This is a genomic window from Bacillus sp. FJAT-47783, assembly GCF_022808615.1.
GTDB lineage: Bacteria > Bacillota > Bacilli > Bacillales > Aeribacillaceae > Bacillus_BZ.
Map to the genome: position 1 here is coordinate 119,847 of NZ_JAKZKS010000007.1, position 17,975 is coordinate 137,821.

Sequence of the window (17,975 nt, forward strand, 5' to 3'; positions counted from 1 at the left end):
AGACAAATATTGTGTTAATCCAATCGAATATAGTCTATTGTGATACTTTCCACTGATTGTCCATATATATGAAAAGGAAAGGATGATGGATGATGAGCTCAGAGGCGTTTATTACAACTTTTATTAAAGTATATTTTATTGCGTTCGGTGTTTTATTTGGTGGTGCAATCATTGGTGGGTTAGGAGCCTACTTCGGTGGGGATGCACCCCTTACATCAATTTTTCGATTAGCAGACAAATTAAAGATTTGGGCACTTGTCGCAGCTATAGGCGGAACGTTCGATACGTTTTATAGCTTTGAACAAGGAATCTTTCAAGGTGCTACAAAAGATTTTGTCAAACAGTTTCTTCTTATTATTTCAGCGATGGGAGGAGCGCAAACCGGTTGGCTATTAATCTCATGGCTAACTCAGGAGCATGTATCATGAGAATTCCTCCGTATTATCGAAAACCATCTTGGCAACGTTTTTTTGTTGGAATGGTGTTTGGCGCACTAATTAGCTGGGGATTCTTCATCTATTCCTATGGATCTTTACAAGAACGATATATTGAGACCATTACAAAACAAAGAGAAACAATTAAAGAACTAAATAAGGAAATTGATATTTGGAAAAACGATGTACAAAAATTGAATGATAAAAATGAGGAATTATTAACCGTTCAAAGTATAAAAATTAATATTCAAAACGGTAAACGTTATAATTTGGATAAATTTATGGAATACTCCATAAAAAGACATATTGAAGAAGATTTGTCTGATTTAAAAGGAAAAGATATTGAGAGCGTCATTAACACAAGGTATTTAATTACAAAAGCGGTGGAAAATGAAGAATTTCCAGTGGAAGATCGAAAGTTCAGAGCAAAAGTAACACAACTCGTCCTCTCAACTACAATTATTATTGAAGTGGAGATTATAAAAGTACGCTGAGCTTGAATATTTTCAAAAAAAATCTCGTTAAACGTGAAAGTTTTTTGAAAATTTTCTAATTTTATCGCATTTCATCTCATTTTTGGATACAATAGAGGTAGAAATATAGGATCAAGTGAAAGGAGGAAAATGTATTATGTTAATTATTAATCATAAGCAAATGGCAAAAGAAAAAGTCGAGCGCATCCGAAATGGGGTTTCTGCTTTTGCTGAATCTGCTGATTTAGTAAATTTAATCAAAAAAGAACTTGAAGAACAAAATTTACAAGTATATGAAGATGTTACTGAATTCGGTTCTTGGTTCATACCTGTTCGTGAAGAACAGCAGTAGGATAGGGACCCTCACTATTCACCATCATCGCCTTACTTCCACTACAAAAATTCAAAGACCCACTGTCTATTTCTAAAAAAACCGATTCATTTTAAATGAATATGAATGCTTCATACAAACAGCATAAAAAAGAGGGCAAAGTGCCCCTTTTTTTATGCTTCAGAACATAGCTTATCTAATTCTTGAATAACCTCATCCATCTCATCCCAATGATAAATGGTCGCACCTGATGCCATTGGATGTCCTCCACCACGGAACTTCTTTGCTAACTCATTAATGATCGGCCCTTTTGAACGAAGTCGAACACGAATCTGGTCTTCTTCTTCAACGAAAAAGATCCAAGCTTTTACCCCTTCAATATTCCCTAATGTTCCAACGAGTTGTGATGCTTCTGACGGCAAGACTGAAAACTTAGTAAGCAATTCTTTTGTTATTTTTATATAAGCCGCTCCCGAATCATGTAAAGTAAAGTTTTGAAGAACATATCCATTTAGTTTCGCTACTGTTCGTTTCATTTTATACATTTCGTCATACATATTTGTGTAAGAAAAATCATATTCAATTAATTCGCTTGCATATTTAAATGTTTTCTTCGTTGTACTTGGGAATAGAAACCTTCCTGTATCCCCAACAATTCCAGCATAAATAAGACGGGCAGCTTCTGAGGTCATCGTTAACCCTTCTTCTTTCCCAAATAGGTAGAGTTCATAAATCATTTCACTCGTTGAGCTTGCACTTGTACTCACCCACAATACGTCACCATAAAGATCCTCATTTGGATGATGGTCAATTTTTATTAATTCCGCTCCTTTTTTATATCGCTTATCGCATATACGTTCCTCGTTGGCCGTATCACAAACAATGACGAGAGCTCCTTCATATACTTCATCATCAATTTGGTCCATTTTGTACATAAATTGTAGTGAAGGTTCATCTTCTCCCACTACAAAAATTTGTTTATTAGGAAATGACGCCTTTAATAACTCAGCTAAACCACATTGTGAGCCATATGCATCTGGATCTGGACGAACGTGGCGATGAATGATGATCGTATCGTATTGTTGAATTTTTTCTAAAATGTCTTTTTTCATAACCTTCTCCTTTAAATCGTTACTTTTTCTTAATTAAACCATAAATTGTCTAACGAAATGAAGTGTTGTTGGCAATTTCTTTTTATAAGCTATACAATAATATTGGAGTTTATATGTGGAGGTAGGAATATGGAAATATTTGTTATTCTTATTGTTGTTTCTTTATCTTTTTATGTATTTTATAAAATAAAATTTTTCCGAACAAAACGTCCAATGGAAAAACAGTGGATCTCTTCAAAATCAAGTATCGCACTTGGTTCATTCGTTTTCTTTTTCGGGCTAAATCAACTCTTTTTATTTCGATCTACTGTTGCCACTGTTGTCGGAATCACCTTTATTCTCATCGGAGCAGGTAGCGCTTGGGCAGGATATCGAGCTTATAAGCATTTCCTTCCTCTAGCTGTTCAAGAAGCGAAGGAATCGAAGTAATATTTGTTAAAGGACAGCGAAGGAAAAGTATTGCTGTCCTTTCGTTTAAATGCCCTCATAAAGTTTTTAGTTTGTACATTGCTAAAAAGCAAGTATTAATGCCTGTCTATTAATTGAACCATCAACATAGCCTTTCCAACAATGGTACCACCTTGGAATACTTCAACATCAATTTTCCCAAATTTCCGGCCTACGTCCAATATTTTTGGATGAACTTCAATAATGCTTTCCATTTGGACAGGCTTTAAGAAGTAGATCGTCATATTCTCAACTACAAGCTCTCCTTTTTTTTGAATGCGTAAATGGTAATTGGCTACTTCAGTTACTAATGTTGTAAACGCACCGTATGAAATCGTACCGTATTGATTCGTCATCTGCGGTGTAACTTCACAACGGTAAATATTCGTCTCTCTCGCATCATCTGATAAATTGACAATTTGTCTCGTAATAAGGTCATCAATTTTTTCACCTGTATGCGGTTGTCGTTGAATGGATTGAAGTGCCTTTAAAACGTCTTGACGGCTAATAATCCCTTCAATTCTTCCTTGAGAATCGACAACAGGTAACATTTCAATCCCTTCCCATACCATCATTTGTCCAACCGAGGCAACGGATGTTTTCCCAGAAACCGTAATTGGGTTTTTTGTCATCACTCTTTCAATGAGATTGTCTTTTTCATGCCCCATGATATCTTTTGATGTGACGATACCGACAACCTTCAACTGCTCATCTATTACTGGAAATCGCCCGTGTCCTGTGCTACGGTTCAATTCATACCATGTTTCGATAACATCATCCGGCTTTAAAGAAACTGTATTGCTTATTGGTGTTAAGATGTCTTCTACAAGGACAATTTCCTTTTTAATTAATTGGTCGTAAATAGCTCGATTAATCATCGTTGCAACAGTAAATGTGTCATAGCTTGTAGAAATAATCGGTAACTCTAGTTCATCTGCTAATTTTTTATTTTCATCTTCTGTATCGAATCCACCGGTAACTAATACAGCCGCGCCTGCTTCTAATGCCGCTTGCTGAGCTCTTGTTCGATTTCCAACAATCAACAAGTTTCCTGCACCTGTATAGCGCATCATCGCATCGAGCTTCATCGCACCAATGACAAATTTATTTAATGTTTTGTGTAAACCTGCTTTTCCTCCTAAAACTTGTCCATCCACAATGTTAACAACTTCTGCGTATGTTAATTTTTCTATATTTTCTTTTTTCTTCTGCTCGATTCGGATCGTACCAACACGTTCAATCGTCGATACATACCCTTTGTTTTCAGCATCTTTAATCGCTCGATAGGCCGTTCCTTCACTAACATTCATAACTTTAGCGATTTGTCGTACGGATATTTTTTCCCCTACTGGAAGTGAATCGATGTATTGTAAAATTTGCTCATGCTTTGTCGCCAAGTTTTTCACCCTTTATGAATCTGTCGTTTAAAAAAGTGTGCAAAATCTTCTAACACTTTTCATTATATAGGTGAATAGGCGTTATATCAACGTGAACCCATTGTTTGACGTTTATATGTCCGAGTAACAGTATGAGCTTTTGATGAGGAACCCCTCTTTTTTTCATGATGTAAATAGGCATACAAATTCCCACCAATTGAACTTAATGCAAAAAAAAGCCAAGCCAATGAAAAGATCATCTGTTCTACTGATTGTGTAACAGATAAATAAGGAAGACTAAAAAACAAAAGACCGATTCCTATGATCGTATAAAGAAGGTTTTTCAACTTGTTATCACCTCTTTGTCCTTTTTTATTTCCTTTATTAATTTTTTATGCTTAAAATTTGTATACATGCCAGTTAAAGAATAAAAGCACAAGGCGTTCCAATTGGAGCTGGACAAAGAAGATTCCATTTATTACTGAAAACTTGATCAGATACGACAAAAAGAGGCATCAAGGATGCCCCCAATAAATGAATTAACTTATAGTTCAATTGCTTGTCCTGCTGATAATGCGACGCCAACACCTTCAGGCAGTTCGTTCACAAATTCGTTTGGATTTTGTTCGATTACTGGAAACGTGTTGTAATGAATCGGAACCACTTTACGAGCATGTAACCACTCAGCCGCTGCTAATGCATCTTCCGGCCCCATTGTAAAATTATCGCCAATTGGTAAAAAGGCTACATCAATGTCATGGCGTTCGCCAATCATTTTCATGTCAGAAAATAGCGCGGTATCCCCTGCATGATAAACGGTTTTTCCTTCTGATGTAAATAAAATCCCTGATGGCATGCCTGTATAAATGATTTGGCCATCTTCATCAGTAAAGCTTGACCCGTGGAAGGCTTGTGTGAGTTTAACTTTTCCAAACTCAAACGTATGAGCACCACCAATATGCATCGGGTGTGTGTTTATACCTTTTGTCCCTAAATAAGAGGCAAGTTCAAATGGGGCGACAACAAGTGCATCATTTTGTTTAGCAATTTTGACTGTATCTCCAACATGATCGTTATGCCCATGTGTTAAAAGAATTACGTCCACTTTTACTTCCTCTACATTTAAATCTGTCGTTTCATTTCCACTAATAAATGGATCAATGATTACTTTTTTTCCATTCGTTTCGATTTGGACAACTGAATGCCCGTGATACGATACTTTCATATGTATATTCATCCCCTTTTTTCATTTTCTTTTATTGTACATGATCCGAACCTTTTCTATCGATACTTCAAGGAAATTTTTTCTTCCAAAAAGATTTCTTTTTTAATGACGAAATGAGGCGGTCTAAGATAAATCACTCCAAAATTAAGACCCAAAGAATGATGTAAACTCAACATACTTTGGGTCTACCTTTTTAGATTTCGGTGCGTAAATACTACTTTTCGGACAGACCCGTCTAGTTTCATTACGCTTGATTAAGTAATTCATGAGCTGACATATACGATAATCCATGCGCTTCGGCTACCGCTTTATATGTGACATAACCGTCTAACGTATTAATCCCTTTTTGCAATGGTTCATTTTCCAATGCAGCTTGAACATATCCTTTATTTGCAATTTGAATCGCATAGGGTACGGTTACATTGGTTAACGCAATAGTAGATGTTCTCGGTACGGCCCCTGGCATATTAGCCACTGCATAATGGAGTACACCGAACTTTTCATATGTTGGGTTATCATGTGTCGTAATTCGATCCGTCGTTTCAAATATGCCCCCTTGATCGATAGCAATATCAACAACGACCGAACCTTCACCCATCGATTCAATCATTTCTTTCGTCACTAATTTCGGTGCCTTTGCTCCAGGAATAAGTACAGCGCCAATAACTAAATCAGAATCTCGTACCGCTTCCATAATGTTATATGGATTCGACATTAATGTATGAACATCTTGTTTAAAAATATCATCTAGTTGTCTGAGTCGATCAGGATTCACATCGAGAATCGTAACGTCCGCTCCAAAGCCGATGGCAATTTTCGCTGCATTCGTCCCCGCAACACCACCGCCAATGATGGCAACTTTTCCCCTTCTCACACCTGGTACACCGCCTAATAAAATCCCTTTTCCACCTTTTGTTTTTTCTAAAAACTGAGCACCGATCTGCGTCGACATTCTTCCTGCTACTTCACTCATCGGCGTTAAAAGCGGTAAAGAACCGTTTGGAAGTTGAACCGTTTCATAAGCAATACCTACGACTTTATGATCAATTAATGCTTTCGTTAATTCAGGCTCAGCTGCTAAATGTAAATACGTAAATAATAGGAGCCCTTCTCGGAAATATTTGTACTCCTCTTCCAAAGGCTCTTTCACCTTCATGACCATTTCCATTGACCAAGCTTCCTCAGCCGTCCCGACTATTTCCGCTCCTGCTTGTACATATTGGTCGTCCAAAAATCCTGAACCAATTCCCGCTCCTTTTTCAATAAACACTTCATGGCCCGCATTTCTCAAATTGACAACACCAGCTGGGGTCATCGCTACACGGTTTTCATTATTTTTAATTTCCTTTGGCACACCTATTTTCATCTATATCCCTCCACTACATTCATATTCCTATCATTTCCAATAGTTGAATAGGCAATACTGTATTTTTATATGCAACGATATTTCCTCATGAATAAAGAAAAATGATCATATCCCCTATTGAAAGCGTTATCATTAATAGGAAATCTATCATTTTATTCTTCTTTGTCACTTACCGTAAATGATCGAAGGGGTTATGGTTGAAAACGATGAATAACATTCGCTCCGCCTGTTGCTTCTATAATTGCTCCTGTAATAAAGTCAGAGTTCTCTTCACATAAAAAAGAAATAATTCTCGCAATATCTTCTCCTGTTCCTGATCGTCCTATTGGCGTGTCTTTGTCTATGTTTTGTTTTGCATAATGAATGGACGCTTCTTTCATTTCACCTGTAATATTACCTGGGCAAACCATATTTGCTGTAATACCATTTTCAGCTTCTTCGATTGCAATCGTCTTTGTTAACGAAACGAGCCCCACTTTTGCAGCTCCAAAAGCGGATCGATGCAGCCATCCAGGAGCGCCATTAGCTCCTTGAAAGCCATAAGTAATAATTCTTCCGTACTGCTGTTTTCTCATAATCGGTATAACTTTTTTTAATAAGTGAAAGACGGAACTTAAATTTCCTTCCACCATCTCGTACCATTCATTCTCCGTATAATCAACTAATTTTTTTCGTTCAAAAATATAAGGACCAGCGTTATTAATTAAACAGTCAATCCGACCGAATCGCTCGTAGCTTTCGTGAACGAGACGGTTAAGGTCCTCTTTATTCGTTACATCACCTCGAACAAACAACATTCTATCTTTCAGATGTTGATATGTATGTAGCAATTCATCAACTTTTTTGTCATCGCTTCGAAATAAAATCGTCACACGATAACCATTTTGCAAAAATGATTCCGTTACTTTTTTCCCCAATCCTTTCGTACCAGCCGTAATAATTGCGTGGCGCACACTGACTCCTCCCTGCAAATAAACAGATTGGACTTACTCTTTTTATTTTACAATAAATAAAGTGAAAATTCATTTATTTGGAAAGTTTTGTACTCTTTTCTTTCCATATGTCCATCTTTCTTTTACACAAGAAAAGCGCAAGCGTCATTCTCAGCCTCAGACAAAATGTTCTTACGATGAAAAAGCTCTTCTTGCTTTTGCAGTGTCACGTTTTTGACGCTAGACTTTGATGAATCCATTAACCTAACAAGATATAAATTCTGATCTCATAACAAAAACCGGAACGCCATTACGTTCCGGTTTTTATTTTATTTATTTTCCTCGTCTTCCATAAACACCTTTTCTGGTTGTTCGCCTACAACTCCACTTTCATAGGCATTGGTAATTTGCTGAATCGTTTCCATTGTTCCTGATTCTTCTTGAAATAAATTTTCCGACGCTTCGCGTTCACGATTTTTCCTCATTGTGCTCAACTCCTCATTGAAACTATTTTTGAACACCTTTATTTTTCGATAAAACCGGAACGATATGCATACTTTACTTGTTGATATAAGATTTTGCTAATTCGAGCTGCTTTTGTACTTCCAAAAAGCCAGTACCACCCTCACTATTTCGTTTATTCACGGCATTATATGGATTTAATACATCGTAAACGTCACTTTCAAATAATGGATGTGCCTGTTGGAATTGCTCCATTGGCACATCTTTTAAATAAATACCTTTTTCAATACACATATAAACAAGTTTTCCTACAACTTCATGAGCTTCTCGGAAAGGTAACCCTTTTTTTGCTAAGTAGTCAGCAAGCTCCGTTGCATTAGAAAAATCTTCATTCACGGATTGTTCCATACGATCCTTTTTCACTTTTAACGTTTTAATCATTCCTGTCATAATTTTCAAACAGCCTTCGATTGTCTTTACCGTATCGAACATTCCTTCTTTGTCTTCTTGAAGGTCTTTATTGTAGGCAAGAGGCAAGCCTTTTAAGACTGTAAGTAACGACATTAAGTTTCCGAATACGCGACCTGACTTCCCGCGAATCAATTCAGCCATATCCGGGTTTTTCTTTTGCGGCATAATGCTGCTGCCTGTTGAATAAGCATCATCCATCTCAACAAATTGAAATTCTTGAGAACACCATAAAATAAGCTCCTCACAAAATCTCGATAAATGAACCATAACGAGTGAACTGTTATTTAAAAATTCAACGATAAAATCGCGATCACTAACCGCATCTAAACTATTTGGATATATTTTGTCAAATCCGAGCAGTTCGGCTGTATATTTTCGATCAATCGGAAAAGTTGTTCCAGCTAGTGCTGCACTACCGAGCGGACACACATTTATACGTTTTAACGACTCAGAAAAACGTTCTTTATCTCTCCCCAGCATCCAAAAGTATGCCAATAGATGATGAGCAAAAGACACTGGCTGTGCACGCTGTAAGTGCGTATATCCAGGTATGATTGTTTCAATATGTTGTTCAGCTTTTTCTACGAGGACTGATTGTAACTCCTCAATTTGCTGAACAATCATTTCTACATGATTACGCAAATACAAATGCATATCTGTAGCAACTTGATCATTTCGGCTTCTGCCAGTATGAAGCTTTCCTCCGACAGGACCAATTTCATCAATTAATAGTTTTTCAATATTCAAATGAATATCTTCGTATTGAACAGAAAACGATAATTCACCATCTTGCGCCTTTTGCTTTAATGTTTCAAGACCTGTTTTGATGGCTTCTGCTTCCGCCTCCTCTAGAATGGCCGTTTTTTTCAACATTTCTACATGTGCTAAACTACCTTCAATATCTTCTTCCACTAAAAGCTGGTCGAACGTAATGGAGGCGTTAAATTCATCCACCCATTTTTCGGGCGATTTTTGAAAACGCCCGCCCCAGAGCTTATTCATACCTCCACCTTCTTATTTTTAACAATGCTGTTCACTTTTGTCGGTAGTCCCCATAATGAGATGAATCCTACTGCCGAATCATGATCAAATGAATCGTCTGATGTATACGTTGCCAGCTTCTCATCATATAAGGAGTACTCAGACTTTCTTCCTTCTACAATTGCATGACCTTTAAACAGTTTTACACGTACTGTACCTGTTACATGTTTTTGTGTTTCTTTTAAGAAAGCCTCTAACGCTTGCTTTAATGGCGAGAACCATAAACCGTTATATATTAATTCTGCCATTTTTTGTTCAATCATTGGCTTAAAATGAGCCACTTCTTTAACTAATGTTAAATCTTCTAATTCTTTATGTGCCTTAATTAATGTCATTGCTGCTGGGCATTCGTACACTTCACGCGATTTAATGCCAACAAGACGGTTCTCTACGTGATCGATACGTCCTACCCCATGTTTTCCAGCAATCGAATTTAATTGTAAAATTAATTCGTGTAAAGGTAGAGCTTCTCCATTTAATGAAACAGGAACACCTTCATGAAAATCAATTTCAATCATTTCTGGTGTATCTGGTGTAAGCTCAATCGGTGCCGTTAATTCATAAGCATCTTCTGGTGGAGCCGCCCATGGATCTTCGAGAACACCGCACTCGTTACTTCTTCCCCATAAGTTTTGGTCAATGGAATATGGGCTGTCTAAGTTGATTGGAATTGGAATGTCATGACTCTTTGCATACTCAATTTCTTCTTCACGTGACCATTTCCATTCTCTTACCGGTGCTAAAACCTTTAACTCTGGATTTAACGCATGAATCGATACTTCAAAACGTACTTGATCGTTTCCTTTTCCAGTACAGCCATGTGCTACTGCTACTGCTCCTGTTGTTTCAGCAATTTCAACTAATTTTTTTGCAATTAATGGACGTGATAAAGCCGAAACGAGTGGATATTTGCCCTCATATAAAGTGTGAGCTTGTAGTGCCATTAATGCATATTCTTCCGCATATTCTTTTTTCGCATCAATAACGTAAGATTGAACAGCTCCTACTTTTAACGCTTTCTCTTTTATAAATTGCAAATCCTTTCCTTCTCCAACATCTAAACATACCGCAATAACATCGTATCCTTTTTCTTGCAACCATTTTACAGCAACGGAAGTATCTAAACCTCCGGAATACGCTAATACAACTTTTTGATTTGACATATTTATTCTCCTCTCAAGTAATGAATGTATATTTATTAGTTTTATTTTATAAAAATACAATTAATTTATAACTAATTTATCAGCTTTAAGTAATTTTTTCAACCGTTATTTTTAATGTTTATAGATAATCTGTATACCCTCGTGTAAAATGACGGTATAAGTTAATCCATTCACGGGGGAATTATTTCATGAATTTTTTTGTATTGGATGAACGATTGCGTATAAAAGTACCCAATGTTCATAAGTCATTTGAGCAATATGATAAAAAGGAGCAAGAGGAAATTTTGCTTCATTGGGAACAAATTAGAGGAAAAATACCTGATCGGATTAAAGAGCTTGAAAGAGAGATTAACAAAAAACAAGCACAATTAAATGAAGAAGAAAACTTCGAGGCTTCTTGTATATTAAATACAGAAATAGCTGAAATTGCATCGATTATTAATGAACTGTGGATTTGGTATCGGATGTAAGAAAATAAAAGAACGAACAGCAGCATTGTTCGTTCTTTTATTTTCTAATTTCCTTTACAACATGCCCAATTTCTGGAAGAATCAATTTTTCCATCGCTAACTTGACGGCTCCTGTTGAGCCCGGAACAGAAAAGATAGCGGTATCTAAAGCAATTCCGCCGATAGCTCTACTTAACATCGCAGCAGAACCAATATCTTCTATGTAGCTTAAATAACGAAAAAGCTCACCAAAACCTGTTATTTCTTTTTCTATAATGGTTTGCATTGCTTCAATCGTTTGATCTCGTTTAGAAATTCCTGTTCCTCCATTTGTTAGCACAACATCAATTTCAGGGTCCTCGCATCCCCTTAGTACAGCATTTCGAATAAGGGTTGGTTCATCTTTAACAATTTCATATTTTTGAACGATATGCCCATGTGCTTTTAGCATTTCCATCATTCGTTCCCCACTTCGATCCGTTCTTTCTGTTCTCGTATCACTAATGGTAATAACCTTTACGCGTATATGTTTAGGTACATCGTGTTTATGCTCATTAACACTCATGTTCATTTTCCTTTCCGCTCAAGCAATAATCGATATTGATATACATTTTGGGCAAATGTTGTACATCTTTTCGTCAGTTTATAATTTACACTTGCTCCAACAGCAATCCCTATAAATGGAATCGTTTGAATTGTTTTTCGTTTAAAAAATTGAATAAAAAACAATTTGCCAATTTGTTCTGTCATGTGTTTTAACGTGCTTTCCGAAGCAAACTGTTCACTCCCACTATAAAGGTAAGGATTATCGGAATGTTCGAACAACTCCTTTTTGAATACGACCCATTGTTTATATGCCAAATAATCCGGCATAAGAGAAGCGTGGAACACTTTTAGCGAGAGCATCATTTCATATGGTGAATTCACTTCATTTCCATAGCACATCGCCATCATCTGTACAGCTCGTAAATTAATAGCGAGTTGTGCTGGTAAATCAATCCCTAGAAGGAACATTCCACCCGTTCCCGTTACTGCCCCTTGAGCTAGTGATGTTAATCGATGCTTAGAGACCTCCATTTCGGCTAAATAACGAATTTGGTCAATCTTTAATCGCTTTAAGTCATGAATGGAAGTAATCGAATCATCAAGCAAACGTGCCATATTTAATAACCTTTTTCTTGACTCTGACTGCCAATCCGAATTTTGAATAATAGAATGGAAGTAAAAAAGAAATTGGTCCAATTTGCTGAAAACATTTTTTCGAATCGAAAAGGGTAGTTGATCGATTTTTCTTTCCAGCCAATAATCGTACGTCCGTTTAAAATCCGAGCGATGATCAAGCGAAATATCCTGTTCCCATACTAAAATTTCATCATAGAGATCTTTTTCTCGATTCGTGAGCAAGATGAGCACTCCCCCTCCAGACTTCATGAAAAGCCTAATTATTTCTTTTATTATAACACGCCTTTACTGAAGCAAAATAACAAGGGTACACAACTTAATAAATTAATGAAAAAAGCAACTTTCCGTTTTTAGAAAGTTGCTTTTTTTTCATTAATTTCCTGAAATACGAACAACGTCGCGGGCAATCATTACTTCTTCATTTGTTGGAATAATTAAAACTTTCACTGGTGAGTGTGGATAGTTAATAAACGCTTCTTTTCCGCGCACCTTATTAAGAGCAGGATCCCAGTAAACACCCATAAACTCTAATCCACGAAGTACACGCTCACGAACAACATCACTATTTTCTCCAATTCCCGCTGTAAAGATAATAGCATCTACTCCACACATACGAGCTGCATATGAACCAATATATTTATGAATGCGATCTGCGAACACTTCTAATGCTAATTTCGCACGGTGTTGTCCTTCTTCAGCTGCCGCTTCAATATCGCGTAAATCACTAGAGAAACCAGTTAATCCAAGTAAGCCACTCTTTTTATTTAATACATCCAACACTTCCGCTGCGTTTTGACCTGTTTTATTCATAATGTAAGGTATTAACGCTGGGTCAATACTACCTGAACGTGTTCCCATTGCGACACCTTCTAATGGAGTGAAGCCCATTGACGTATCAATTGATTTTCCACCTTCAACAGCAGCAATACTTGCACCGTTTCCTAAATGACAAGAAATAAGACGAAGCTCTTCAAGCGGACGACCTAACATCTCTGCTGCACGTTCTGTCACATATTTATGTGACGTACCGTGGAAGCCGTACTTACGAATTCCGTATTTTTCATAATAATCGTATGGTAAGCTGTAAAGGTATGATTCCTCAGGCATTGTTTGATGGAAAGCTGTGTCAAATACAGCCACAGCCGGTACATTTGGTAAAACGTTTTGAAAGGCTTTAATTCCGACAATATTTGCTGGATTGTGCAATGGAGCTAAATCTGATAATTCTTCAATCTGTTGTAATGTTTCCTCTGTGATAAGTGCTGAATCATTAAATACTTCACCGCCGTGGACAACACGATGACCGATTCCTTCAATTTCATCTAAAGAATGGATAATGTTATACTCCGTTAATTTATTAAGTAACAGTTGTACGGCAACGGCATGGTTCGGAATATCCAACACTTCTTTTCTTTTTTCGCCGTTCACTGTTATATTAAAAATAGCATGATCTAATCCGATACGCTCAACAAGACCTTTCGTTACTACTTCTTCACTTGGCATTTCAAAAAGTTGGAATTTAAAAGAAGAACTTCCTGCATTAACTGCTAAAATTTTAGACATATTGTAAACGCTCCTTTTATATCGCTAAAGTCGTATCATTAGTTTATACAATGAATGAATAATAATATTTCACTTTTTTCATTTAAACACCCAACATGAGACATTTCAAGTGGAAGTATTAGTTGAAAACGTTATCACAAAAAAGTTTATTTTTTCAGAATTTACCCCCATTTCCACAAAGAAAAAGGCAATCACAACAAAACGTGATTCCCTTTCTCAAACTATTTATTTACGCTAAACCATTCATTCATTTCAGCCATAATAGAAGCCATCGCTTCTCGATTTGAAAACTTCGGAAGCTCTGCAAGTAGCGCTTGCTTTGGCTGTTTTACATGATCCGCTTTCTTTTGTAAGATAAAGATACTTTTCGCGAAGTCACCCTTTTTAAATAGCGATAGCGGCAATTGAATTAAACCTTGGATAATGGCTTGTTCTTTCAAATACGCATTTAATTTTGGTGCTTCTTCTGTTTCAAATAAGTTGTTTGGAATAATAAAGAATAAATATCCTCCAGGCTTCGTATAATTGATACATTGCTCGATAAATAAATGGTGTGCATACGAATGACCTTTATCTGCTTTTACTTGAAATGATTGTGCACCTGCATCATTCGGATAGTATCCGACAGGTAAATCACAAATCGAAACATCTACTGGGTCAACAAGAAGCGGCTGTAAGCTATCTTGATGGAAAAATTCGATTGGGTGCTCTTGTAAGTTGGCACTAATGCAAGCAAGTTTCAGCAATAGTTCATCGACATCAACACCAATGGCTTGAATGTCTTTCCCTTTTAATTGATTAAGAACGGTCGTTAATAAGTTTCCAGCCCCAACAGCAGGGTCTAAAAGACGGAAATGATTTTGTCCATCTAGAAACTTTCCAATTAAATAACTTAAAAATAAACCGACCGTATCAGGTGTCATTTGGTGATTGGGATGTGATGCTTCCTTTAAACCTTTTAATACAGCTAATTGATAAGCTTTTCTTATTTCTTCTTTTGAAAAAGCCTCGATTTCTACATGCTCGAATTTTTCTGTTAGCTTTTTACGCCCGAGTTCACTAATCGTTGGCTGTAAAACATCTTGGTGGAATAAATTATCTCCTGTTTCTGCAACTGCTTCAATATATGTACAATCCAATTCCTTTTGAATGATAACTGCTGTTTCATTGATCAGTGTGAACAGTTTTTCGACGTTTGACATACCGTTCATACGAAAAACCTCCTTCATTCTTGATTCCATCCTAACATTTTAGTCGTAATTTAGAAAAGTATCAAGAAAAAGAGAAATATTGTAGCTATGAAGAATAAATTTTATTAATACCACTCTAACCGGTATAATACCGCAGTTTTTTGGAAGAAGAGTACATCATTTCAGGAAATAAATGTTTATGCCTCTTTTTATACAAGGTGCAAAACAAAATCTTGTGTCCTAGATTATTGAAACAAGATTTAATGAGCAAAGCGAGGGGTAAAACGAAGCATAAAAAAGAACCGACACAATAATCGGTTCTTTTTAACGTTGTGCTATTAATATCGCAAAGCGTATTAACCCTCTGATTCGAACATTGCTTCTTTTTACTTGAGCCATTGTTCTTGGAAGCTAGTTTGCTCCCTCTCTCTTTCTTTTAATCTTCGTTGTTAGTTCCTTCAACCCTTATGTTATTCAATGGTCGAGCTGAGAATGCCGAATAAGAACGAACTAGAACGAATAAAGTAGAATTTATAAAAGTCAAACAACAAAATTTTTTAAAACACACCTTTTGATGTCCAGGTGCAGAATGTTAGTTACTGAAAACTCACTTATCACTTTTCTTAAAAATGGATAAAAACCCTATCGCAATAAACGCTAAAGATAAAACTCTTGTAAAGTCTCTATAATCACTAAAAAGATATTGACCAATAACAAAAGATATTGATGCCATAATTAAATAAGATAACACGTTCATAGTTTTCGTCTTTTTTATCTTAAGTAAAAATATTGGCAATTCAACAATAAAAATGCTAACAAAAAGAATAAGTAAGCATAATAAGATATAATTCAAAAATACCACCTTCATTTAGATTAAAGAGGATATCAATAACGTGGGTATCCTCTTTATAAAATTAGATTTTTCTATAATCGTCTCTGGCTCCCAACCATTCTTTCCCATAATAATATAATGTTAAAGCAGCACCAAATGGGCCCACCTTAACAGCAGTTCCAACAACTTTTTTTATTAATGACCAGCTTAATACATTACCGGCTCTTAGTGCTTTGATTATATCATCCGCAAAACTTGCAACCCCAAGAGTAACTAAATCACGTTCTTTACTTCTTAATCCATCGGCATGACCTTGGAATCTAATAAAATGAGTGTTATTCTTTCTAGTATTCTTATAATAAGGTTTTTGCCCATTCATAATAGCTTGTGCCGATCCATCAGAAGATATTCTATATCTAACATCTGCAATGTAAGAGCCACCATAAGAGGCAGATCTAAGAGAAACATTCTTAGCATTATTGGTTACCAAATTACTACCAGTATCAATAAGAACCTTTCCTCCTTCTTCTGATTCTACTTCTATCATGTCAGGTGCTACTTCAGAAACAAAAGTAGTTCCTTCATCTATTAATACCTTGTTTTCTCCATCAATTTCATAAACTTTTACATTTATTACGTCTTTACCATCAACTTTTTTTATAGTTTCATGAGTTTCGTATAGAATACCGTCTTCTTTATATTGGTAAATGGAAAGCTCTGAAGAATCAACAATAAATTTCATTTCACCTTCATTTATATTGAAATTTTCATTACTTTGAGCATTCGCATAAAAAGGTATTGTTGCTGATAGAAATAATAATAAGCAAAGTGCAATTGAAATTTTTTTCATTTATTAATTCTCCTCCTAGTAATGTTATTGTTTTGTTGAATAACAGTGGCATTTAAAGACTAAAAATAAGTATTAAATAATATTCAATAACCACTCCCATTACTAACGACGACATTAACACCACTTTTGTTCCAACCATCTTAATATAAACTAGACTAATTTTCGAAGACGATGACGACAATAGGCGCGAATGTACAATTTGTGAAAACGTGTTGGTGTATACATAAACTCACTCCTAGCAATATAGGGGCACCACAGTGTCAGAGGTTTTTATGTGAAGGTGCCAGAAAAGATATTGAGCAAATGGAAAAGCAAGAGGATTAAAATATTTATTCCTCTTGCTTTTCTACCATCTCTATCTTTAAACAATCAAACTCACTTAATATCCGGAACTACCGGTTGCTGTTATTTTATATTATCTTTAAAATCGACTGTTGCTGATACCTCTTTTGTTTTGTCACCTTTGATATACCCATCAACAAAAATCACGTGTGGCGCTATGGAAGACGAAATTTCAGATTTCGTAACCACTATTTCTACTCCCTCTACATCCTGAAAATACTCAATTGCGACCTCCTCCGCTTTTTTTAACATTTGTTCTTCCTCACTCATTTGACAACCCGTTAACAACAAACAGAACAGCAGACTAATTGTTATGGATAATTTTTTATTTGGCATCAACTTCCAACTCACCATTTGACAGTACCTCATAATCATCATAACGAATGGTTGCATATACTTCCTTATCCTCACCAATAACTTCCGCATATACGATAATCGCACCAGCACCTAATGTTGATTGCAACTCTACATCATAGACTTTAATTTCTAAGTCTTTTTCTTTTTTAAAATAATCCACAGCAACCTCAGTAGCTTTTTCTTTTATTTCTTTCTTTTCTTGATTATCCATTTGACAACCTTCCAAAAGAAGAAGTGCAGTTATTAATATAACCTGAATCCGTGACATGATGGTTATCTTTATTCATTTTAATGGATTTTTTTATATGTAGTGTTGCTGTTTTAATTTCTCATAAAGAACAATCATTTACTGAGTTTACGGGAACGACAAATAAACC

General features: G+C 36.0%; 21 protein-coding genes. 5 read left to right on the forward strand and 16 right to left on the reverse strand.

Going from position 1 to position 17,975, the window contains the following annotated elements:
• The first annotated feature begins 92 nt into the window (after positions 1–92).
• From ytrH to MLD65_RS07535, 3 genes are all read left to right on the forward strand, one after another.
• Positions 93–428 (forward strand): sporulation membrane protein YtrH, encoded by a 336-nt coding sequence (gene ytrH, locus MLD65_RS07525; RefSeq protein WP_243291280.1) that lies wholly within the window; start codon positions 93–95, stop codon positions 426–428.
• Positions 425–928, forward strand: a complete 504-nt coding sequence (ytrI, locus tag MLD65_RS07530) for a sporulation membrane protein YtrI (protein ID WP_243291249.1) — start codon at positions 425–427, stop codon at positions 926–928. Before ytrH ends, ytrI begins: the two co-directional genes overlap by 4 nt.
• A 136-nt stretch (positions 929–1,064) precedes the next feature.
• Positions 1,065–1,259 carry a YtzJ family protein gene (locus MLD65_RS07535; RefSeq protein ID WP_243291250.1) on the forward strand — a complete coding sequence of 65 codons (195 nt, stop codon included), beginning with the start codon at positions 1,065–1,067 and terminating at the stop codon, positions 1,257–1,259.
• 152 nt (positions 1,260–1,411) lie between these two features.
• Here the strand turns inward: MLD65_RS07535 and MLD65_RS07540 are convergent, their stop codons facing one another.
• Positions 1,412–2,350: a DHH family phosphoesterase gene (locus tag MLD65_RS07540; protein WP_243291251.1), complete on the reverse strand. Its 939-nt coding sequence runs from the start codon at positions 2,348–2,350 to the stop codon at positions 1,412–1,414.
• A 129-nt stretch (positions 2,351–2,479) separates the two neighbouring features.
• Between MLD65_RS07540 and MLD65_RS07545 the strand changes: the two genes are divergently transcribed.
• Positions 2,480–2,779, forward strand: coding sequence for a YtpI family protein (locus MLD65_RS07545; RefSeq protein ID WP_243291252.1), 300 nt, complete (start codon positions 2,480–2,482; stop codon positions 2,777–2,779).
• 95 nt (positions 2,780–2,874) lie between these two features.
• Here the strand turns inward: MLD65_RS07545 and MLD65_RS07550 are convergent, their stop codons facing one another.
• The 8 genes from MLD65_RS07550 to MLD65_RS07585 all read right to left on the reverse strand — a co-directional run bounded on the left by MLD65_RS07550 (position 2,875) and on the right by MLD65_RS07585 (position 10,833).
• Complete coding sequence (locus MLD65_RS07550; protein ID WP_243291253.1) at positions 2,875–4,194, reverse strand: CBS domain-containing protein; 1,320 nt, start codon at positions 4,192–4,194, stop codon at positions 2,875–2,877.
• Between the two features lie 86 nt (positions 4,195–4,280).
• The gene (locus MLD65_RS07555) at positions 4,281–4,520 is read right to left on the reverse strand and encodes a hypothetical protein (RefSeq protein WP_243291254.1); all 240 of its coding nucleotides are present in this window, start codon (positions 4,518–4,520) and stop codon (positions 4,281–4,283) included.
• Positions 4,521–4,717: 197 nt separating this feature from the next.
• On the reverse strand, positions 4,718–5,398 hold the full coding sequence (locus tag MLD65_RS07560) for a metal-dependent hydrolase (protein WP_243291255.1): 681 nt from the start codon (positions 5,396–5,398) through the stop codon (positions 4,718–4,720).
• A gap of 244 nt (positions 5,399–5,642) precedes the next feature.
• Complete coding sequence (ald, locus tag MLD65_RS07565; protein ID WP_243291256.1) at positions 5,643–6,764, reverse strand: alanine dehydrogenase; 1,122 nt, start codon at positions 6,762–6,764, stop codon at positions 5,643–5,645.
• A gap of 191 nt (positions 6,765–6,955) precedes the next feature.
• Positions 6,956–7,717: an SDR family oxidoreductase gene (locus MLD65_RS07570; RefSeq protein ID WP_243291257.1), complete on the reverse strand. Its 762-nt coding sequence runs from the start codon at positions 7,715–7,717 to the stop codon at positions 6,956–6,958.
• A gap of 308 nt (positions 7,718–8,025) precedes the next feature.
• The gene (locus MLD65_RS07575; RefSeq protein WP_243291258.1) at positions 8,026–8,181 is read right to left on the reverse strand and encodes a hypothetical protein; all 156 of its coding nucleotides are present in this window, start codon (positions 8,179–8,181) and stop codon (positions 8,026–8,028) included.
• A gap of 73 nt (positions 8,182–8,254) precedes the next feature.
• Complete coding sequence (gene argH / locus MLD65_RS07580; RefSeq protein WP_243291259.1) at positions 8,255–9,631, reverse strand: argininosuccinate lyase; 1,377 nt, start codon at positions 9,629–9,631, stop codon at positions 8,255–8,257.
• On the reverse strand, positions 9,628–10,833 hold the full coding sequence (locus MLD65_RS07585; RefSeq protein WP_243291260.1) for an argininosuccinate synthase: 1,206 nt from the start codon (positions 10,831–10,833) through the stop codon (positions 9,628–9,630). The genes argH and MLD65_RS07585 overlap by 4 nt, the downstream gene beginning before the upstream one ends.
• A 188-nt stretch (positions 10,834–11,021) precedes the next feature.
• On the opposite strand from MLD65_RS07585, the gene MLD65_RS07590 reads away from it, so the two are divergent.
• Complete coding sequence (locus tag MLD65_RS07590; protein ID WP_243291261.1) at positions 11,022–11,303, forward strand: hypothetical protein; 282 nt, start codon at positions 11,022–11,024, stop codon at positions 11,301–11,303.
• 37 nt (positions 11,304–11,340) lie between these two features.
• On the opposite strand, the gene MLD65_RS07595 is transcribed toward MLD65_RS07590, so the two are convergent.
• From MLD65_RS07595 to MLD65_RS07625, 7 genes are all read right to left on the reverse strand, one after another.
• Positions 11,341–11,847, reverse strand: coding sequence for a MogA/MoaB family molybdenum cofactor biosynthesis protein (locus tag MLD65_RS07595; protein WP_243291262.1), 507 nt, complete (start codon positions 11,845–11,847; stop codon positions 11,341–11,343).
• 2 nt (positions 11,848–11,849) lie between these two features.
• Positions 11,850–12,686: an EcsC family protein gene (locus MLD65_RS07600; protein WP_243291263.1), complete on the reverse strand. Its 837-nt coding sequence runs from the start codon at positions 12,684–12,686 to the stop codon at positions 11,850–11,852.
• Between the two features lie 150 nt (positions 12,687–12,836).
• A complete protein-coding gene (locus MLD65_RS07605; RefSeq protein WP_243291264.1) occupies positions 12,837–14,027 on the reverse strand; it encodes an acetate kinase in 1,191 nt (396 codons plus the stop codon).
• A gap of 221 nt (positions 14,028–14,248) precedes the next feature.
• The gene (locus MLD65_RS07610) at positions 14,249–15,238 is read right to left on the reverse strand and encodes a class I SAM-dependent methyltransferase (protein WP_243291265.1); all 990 of its coding nucleotides are present in this window, start codon (positions 15,236–15,238) and stop codon (positions 14,249–14,251) included.
• A gap of 893 nt (positions 15,239–16,131) precedes the next feature.
• Positions 16,132–16,899, reverse strand: coding sequence for a hypothetical protein (locus MLD65_RS07615; protein WP_243291266.1), 768 nt, complete (start codon positions 16,897–16,899; stop codon positions 16,132–16,134).
• Between the two features lie 405 nt (positions 16,900–17,304).
• On the reverse strand, positions 17,305–17,580 hold the full coding sequence (locus tag MLD65_RS07620) for a DUF1433 domain-containing protein (protein WP_243291267.1): 276 nt from the start codon (positions 17,578–17,580) through the stop codon (positions 17,305–17,307).
• The gene (locus tag MLD65_RS07625) at positions 17,567–17,809 is read right to left on the reverse strand and encodes a hypothetical protein (RefSeq protein ID WP_243291268.1); all 243 of its coding nucleotides are present in this window, start codon (positions 17,807–17,809) and stop codon (positions 17,567–17,569) included. Before MLD65_RS07625 ends, MLD65_RS07620 begins: the two co-directional genes overlap by 14 nt.
• Between the last annotated feature and the right edge of the window lie 166 nt (positions 17,810–17,975).

Coding starts and splice junctions, on each gene's coding strand:
- ytrH (WP_243291280.1), top strand. CDS start 93: ATGAGCTCAGAGGCGTTTATTACAACTTTTATTAAAGTATATTTTATT.
- ytrI (WP_243291249.1), top strand. CDS start 425: ATGAGAATTCCTCCGTATTATCGAAAACCATCTTGGCAACGTTTTTTT.
- MLD65_RS07535 (WP_243291250.1), top strand. CDS start 1,065: ATGTTAATTATTAATCATAAGCAAATGGCAAAAGAAAAAGTCGAGCGC.
- MLD65_RS07540 (WP_243291251.1), bottom strand. CDS start 2,350: ATGAAAAAAGACATTTTAGAAAAAATTCAACAATACGATACGATCATC.
- MLD65_RS07545 (WP_243291252.1), top strand. CDS start 2,480: ATGGAAATATTTGTTATTCTTATTGTTGTTTCTTTATCTTTTTATGTA.
- MLD65_RS07560 (WP_243291255.1), bottom strand. CDS start 5,398: ATGAAAGTATCGTATCACGGGCATTCAGTTGTCCAAATCGAAACGAAT.
- ald (WP_243291256.1), bottom strand. CDS start 6,764: ATGAAAATAGGTGTGCCAAAGGAAATTAAAAATAATGAAAACCGTGTA.
- MLD65_RS07575 (WP_243291258.1), bottom strand. CDS start 8,181: ATGAGGAAAAATCGTGAACGCGAAGCGTCGGAAAATTTATTTCAAGAA.
- argH (WP_243291259.1), bottom strand. CDS start 9,631: ATGAATAAGCTCTGGGGCGGGCGTTTTCAAAAATCGCCCGAAAAATGG.
- MLD65_RS07585 (WP_243291260.1), bottom strand. CDS start 10,833: ATGTCAAATCAAAAAGTTGTATTAGCGTATTCCGGAGGTTTAGATACT.
- MLD65_RS07590 (WP_243291261.1), top strand. CDS start 11,022: ATGAATTTTTTTGTATTGGATGAACGATTGCGTATAAAAGTACCCAAT.
- MLD65_RS07595 (WP_243291262.1), bottom strand. CDS start 11,847: ATGAGTGTTAATGAGCATAAACACGATGTACCTAAACATATACGCGTA.
- MLD65_RS07605 (WP_243291264.1), bottom strand. CDS start 14,027: ATGTCTAAAATTTTAGCAGTTAATGCAGGAAGTTCTTCTTTTAAATTC.
- MLD65_RS07610 (WP_243291265.1), bottom strand. CDS start 15,238: ATGAACGGTATGTCAAACGTCGAAAAACTGTTCACACTGATCAATGAA.
- MLD65_RS07615 (WP_243291266.1), bottom strand. CDS start 16,899: ATGAAAAAAATTTCAATTGCACTTTGCTTATTATTATTTCTATCAGCA.
- MLD65_RS07625 (WP_243291268.1), bottom strand. CDS start 17,809: ATGGATAATCAAGAAAAGAAAGAAATAAAAGAAAAAGCTACTGAGGTT.